The following is a 5242-nucleotide window of genomic DNA, read 5'->3' as shown; positions in this document are numbered from 1 at the left end:
CTCTTCAGCACCACCTTGGTGCTGATCGCCGTTTCGTTGGGAATGGTGCCGGTGTCGGCCCAGTCGCCGCCGCCCACGCCGAACTCCAACCGCTTGACCGTGGCCTTGCCCGTCAGCACCGGCTGCGCGCCCGGCGTCCAGCTGAAGGTCAAGGTCACCGGCTTGCTGACCCCGCGCAGTTCCAGCGTACCGTCAGCTGCGTACTGGTTGTTGCCCAGCGCGCGGAAGCCGTTGGCGGTGTAGCGGGCCTGGGCGAAACGGGCGACGTTGAAGAAGTCGGCGCCCTGCAGGGTCGAGTCGCGGTCGCTGTTGCCGCTCTTTGCCCCGGCAAGCGGAATGGTCACGTCGAGCTTGCCCGCGGCCGGGTTGGCCGGGTCGAAACTGACCCGGGTCTGGAAGCCGGGGAAGGTGCCGGTGAACACTTCGCCGTCGTACTTGCTGGCAAACACCAGGATCGAGCCGGGCGCCTGTACGTAGTCGGCGGCCATCGCAGGGGAGATGGCCAGCAGGCCGGCCAGTGCCGCCGCGACAGCCGTGGGAGAGGTGAGCTTGATGTTCATGCGGAATCCTTCTGTGGGGTGGGGAGCCAGCCATCGGGCAGCATGCGCACGAGCGTGGCATCGCGCTGGTGGATGTGGTGGTAGAGCGCGGCACCGGCATGGGCCAGCACCAGCAGGATCAGTACCCAGAAGCCGTACTCGTGGAGGGCATGGGAGACCTGGCTGGCGGACTCGCTGGGGGCCACCAGTTTGGGCATCTCCACCAGGCCGAACAGCTTGAACGGGCGCAGACCGCTGGCCGAGTCGTACAGCCAGCCGGACAGCGGGAGGGCGAACATCAGCAGATACAGCAGCCAGTGCGTGAGCGAAGCGATGCGTTCCTGCCAGCCGGGCGTACCCGGCACGGCGTGCGGCGCACCGGCATACAGTCGCCACAGCAGCCGCAGTGCGACCAGCACCAGTACGGTGATACCGATGGATTTGTGCATCGTGTAGATCCAGAAATACTTCGGCGTCTTGGGGAACTCGCCCATCACCAGGCCGACGATGCCCAGGGCCAGGATCAGCAGGGCGATTAGCCAGTGCAGGGTCTTGCTGACGCCGCCCCAACGGTGTGTGGTGTTCTTCAGGGTCATGGGTGCTTGTCCATTTCATTGTTCAGGGCGGCATCGGCCGCGTCCTGCAGAGTGTCGTCTGCAGGTGTGGGAATAATGTCGGGGCCCCTGCCGGCGCCTCGGCGTTGCCGTCGCGCACGGCTTCGGCTTCGATGCGCAACTCGACCCGGTCACCGATGACGGACTGCCAGGCGTCGATGCCGAAATCGGCACGGCTCACTACCGCCGTTGCCGAAAAGCCGGCCGTACGCCGGAACGGCGGCAATGGATAGCGTTTGAGTGCGTTGAGGGTGACCTCCAGGGTCGTATCGCGGGTGACCCCGCGCAGGGTCAGCTGGCCGTGGACACGGGCGCGGTTCGCATCGACCGGTTCGATGCGGGTGGAGACGAAGTGTGCCTGCGGGAAGCGTTCGCCATCGAGCAGGTTGCGCGCCAGCGTGGCACGGTTCCATTTGTCATCGCCCAGGTCCAGCCGGGTGAGGGGCACCGCCACGTCGAGGCGCGCGCTGGACCAGTCCTGCGGATCGAATTCCAGCACGCCTTCCGTGCCCGATACCGTGCCCAGCGCCTGCGAGAAGCCGGCATGCTCGATGGCGAACAGGACGCGGGTGTGGACCGGATCGATCCGGTAGCGCTCCGGCTGGGCTGTGGCAACCAGCGGCAGCAGGGCGCAGAACAGAATCATCAGCAGTCGCGGCACGGTCCGGCTCCGGTTCGGGGTGTCTGGATTCTAGGCGCACAGCCGGTGGGCATTGTGCGCACGCTGAGCAAAGGATTGTTACTTGCCGGTGGGGAAGGACACCGCAGCGGTGATCGACGCCGGGTTTTGTCCGGCCCCGGGATGGACGCTGGCGTCCGTCGCTGGAGGTCGGCTGCGGCGTTTGGATCATCCAGCGCTTGACGGTACGCACGATAGGCTGGATCGCGGGGGCTGTTGGCGATGGCCGGACGTCCGGCGCTGTGGCCGCAGCAAATGCCGGCAGCGCACGCACATGGAATACTGGCGCAATGACTCGAATGACTTTGTGGTTCTACGGATGGATGCTGGCGGCGTTGGCGCTGCCGGTGCTTGCCGATGTGCCGGCGACGCCGCAGCCGCGGCAGATCTCCGTGGCCGATGGCCTGCCCTCGAGCAATATCAATGCGTTTGCCGAGGATAGCTTCGGTTATCTGTGGCTGGCCAGTCGCGATGGTCTGGCGCGCTATGACGGGCGCAACTACCGCATCTGGCGCGCCGGCGACGGCCTGCGCGACAACCTGGTGTGGAGCCTGCATGTGGATGCCGGCAACCGGCTCTGGGCAGGCACCCAGAACGCCGGTCTGGTGATGCTGTCCCCCGACCGCCGCAGCTTCCGTTTCTATGACCGCGAGCACTTCCCGGAGATCGGCAGCAACACGGTCTGGAGCATCGCCTCCACCGCCGATGGCAACCTCTGGTTCGGCACCGCCACCGCCGGCCTGCACCGGCTGGGAGGGGACGGCAAGATCCGGCGCTTCATGCCGGTGGCCGGTGACCGGCGCAGTCTGCCGCACGCGGCCGTGGGCTATCTGGCGGTTACCGGCGATGGCAGCTTGTGGGTGGGGACCAAGGGCGGGCTGGCACGCTGGGATGGCGACGGATTCGAGCGGTTTGGCGAAGAGGTGCTGCCGTCGCTGGTGATCAATGGTCTGAAGGTGGACCGTGAGGGCCGGCTGTGGGTCGCCACCAACGAGGGGGTGGTGGTGCGCGAGGCCGATGGCCGGTTCCGGATGCCGGTCTGGGAGGGCCTGGCGTCCAGCGAAGTACTGAACATGCTGCAGTACTCCGGCGACGGCAATTACTGGCTCGACACCCGTTACGGGCTGGGGCGGATGCGCAACACCGGAGTCCACAACGTGCCGCTGTACAGCACCCAGGAGCGCGGGCTGGTCAAGCCGAACTGGTCCAGTGCCCACGAGGACCGCGAAGGCGGGCTGTGGTTCGCCAGTACCAATGCCGGGTTGTGGCATCTGCCGCCGAGCTGGCGCCAGTTCTCGGTGCTTTCGCGCCGGCTGGACGATCCGGCATCGCTGCGCAATCCCTACGCGCTGGCGCTGGCGCCATCGGCCTCCGGCGGCATCTGGATCACCGGCACCCGGGGCGCGCTGGACCGGCTGGATCCGGCCACCGGTGCGGTCGAGCACCATGTGCGAAGTATCGACGGCAACAACTGGCCGCAGTCGCTGGTCGAGGATGGCCAGGGGCGGGTATGGATCGGCAGTCTGGATGCGCTGGTGCGCTATGACCCGAAAACCGGCGCCCTACGGCGCTGGTACCGGGAGGACAGCACGGATCCGGCCTTGCCCGGCGATGGCGATCTGGTGCAGATCTGCGAAGGCGGCACGATCTGGATCTATTCCGAACGTGGCGGGCTGCAGCAGCGTGACGGCGACGGGCGGGTGCTGCGTTCGCTGCCCTTGGGGGGGGCGGGCTTGCCGGTCACCCCGGTGGAGGACATGCGCTGCGGGCCACAGGATCATCTGTGGCTGGCCACGGCGACTGGACTGATGGCATGGAACCCGGCGTTGGCGCGTTTCGAGCCGGTGCCCGGTAGTCCCCGTGATCGGATATATGTGTTCCGCACCACCGACAGCGGTGTGGTGTGGATGGCCGGGCTGGGGCGCATGGACCAGTACCTGTGGGACGGACAGAAGCTTTCCCGCTTGGACAGTGTCGGCACCGATCGTGAATTTCCGGCGCTGGCGCCCGCGGGGCTGGTGGTGGACGCCGAGGGCGTGGCTTGGGCCAGCAGTGCGCGCGGACTGGTGCGGATCGATCCGGCCAGCCGTTCAATCCGCCTGTACGGCGTGCATGACGGCCTGCCGGGGCAGGAATTCCGGCGCCGCGCCCTGGTCCAGGCGACCACCGGACAGATCGCCGGTGGTACGCCCGAGGGGGTGGTGCTGTTCGATCCGACGCGGGTCAAGCCGTCCACCCGCCAGCCGCCGCTGGTGATCGAACGGGTCAGTGTGCGCCGCGGCGACAGCGAGCATGACCTCACCCACCAGCGTTCGCTGGAGATCGAGGACGGGGACCGCGATCTGCATATCACCGCGCGGCTGCTGTCTTTCGCCGATTCGGCGACCAACGCCTACCGCTTCCGCCTGGAAGGCTATGACCCGGACTGGGTGGAGGTGGGCGCGGCGGGCGAGCGCGTGTTCTCGCAGCTGCCGCCGGGCAGCTACCGCTTGCAGGCGCAGGCGAAGACCTCCGACAACGTCTGGTCGGAAGTGCAGACGCGGCTCGTGCATGTGCAGCCGCCGTGGTGGCGCAGTCTGGGCGGGGTGATCGTACTGACGGTGGTGGTGGGGCTGCTGCTGTTGCTGTTTGCCTGGCTGTACCGGCGCCGTCTGCGCCGCCGCAGCGAATGGCAGCTGGCGCTGCACAAGCAGGAACTGGCCGAGCAGGCGTCGCTGGCCAAGACCCGTTTCCTGGCCACGCTCGGGCATGAGGTGCGCACGCCGATGACCGGCGTGCTGGGCATGAGCGAGCTGCTGCTCTCCACCGAACTGGACGAGCGCCAGCGCGGCTACACCGAGGCCATCCATCGCGCCGGCGAACACCTGCTGCGGCTGGTCAACGATGCGCTGGATCTGGCCCGGATCGAAGCCGGGAAGCTGGAACTGCAGCAGCAGCCGCTTGATCTGCAGCAGCTGCTGGAAGAAGTGTGCGCGCTGATGGAGCCGCTGGCGCAGCGTCGCGGGCTGGAATTCCGCGTTGACAGCAGCGTGCCCGCCCTGACCCAGGTGGACGGCGATGCCATGCGTCTGCGCCAGATCCTGCTCAATCTGCTGAGCAATGCGATCAAGTTCACCGGCCAGGGCTCGGTGGTACTGCAGGTGTCATTGCAGGACGGGGGGCGCGGCGTGCGGTTCGATATCCGCGATACCGGCCCGGGGATCAATTTCGAACAGCGCAAGCGTCTGTTCCGTCGCTTCGAGCAGGCCGATGGCGCACGTACGCGGCCCGCTACGGCGGCAGCGGGCTGGGGCTGGCGATCTGCAACGAGCTGGTCAGTGCGATGGGCGGCAGCATCGAGGTGGACAGTGTGCCGGGACGGGGCACCTGCTTCAGCGTGCAGTTGCCGCTGGCCTGGCGCCAGGTGGCGG

The 5242-nt window shown here is 67.5% G+C and carries 3 protein-coding genes and 1 pseudogene; 1 reads left to right on the top strand and 3 read right to left on the bottom strand.

What is annotated here, in order from left to right; translation table 11 throughout:
• The 3 genes from JCM9942_RS10650 to JCM9942_RS10640 all read right to left on the bottom strand — a co-directional run.
• Window positions 1-560, bottom strand: a 560-nt coding sequence (locus JCM9942_RS10650) for a YceI family protein (protein WP_054659562.1), incomplete at its 3' end; no start/stop codon positions are given.
• Window positions 557-1135 carry a cytochrome b gene (locus tag JCM9942_RS10645; protein WP_054659560.1) on the bottom strand — a complete coding sequence of 193 codons (579 nt, stop codon included), beginning with the start codon at window positions 1133-1135 and terminating at the stop codon, window positions 557-559. The genes JCM9942_RS10645 and JCM9942_RS10650, both read right to left, overlap by 4 nt.
• 22 nt (window positions 1136-1157) lie before the next feature.
• Window positions 1158-1799 (bottom strand): YceI family protein, encoded by a 642-nt coding sequence (locus JCM9942_RS10640; RefSeq protein ID WP_083468506.1) that lies wholly within the window; start codon window positions 1797-1799, stop codon window positions 1158-1160.
• Window positions 1800-2122: 323 nt separating this feature from the next.
• Here JCM9942_RS10640 and JCM9942_RS19425 point away from each other — a divergent pair.
• Window positions 2123-5242: pseudogene (locus tag JCM9942_RS19425) on the top strand (ATP-binding protein); the annotation flags it as partial.

Origin of the sequence: Stenotrophomonas pictorum JCM 9942, from assembly GCF_001310775.1 — a bacterium.
In the GTDB taxonomy this organism is placed as follows: Bacteria; Pseudomonadota; Gammaproteobacteria; order Xanthomonadales; family Xanthomonadaceae; genus Stenotrophomonas; species Stenotrophomonas pictorum.
This window is presented reverse-complemented; position numbering and strand designations above follow the sequence as displayed.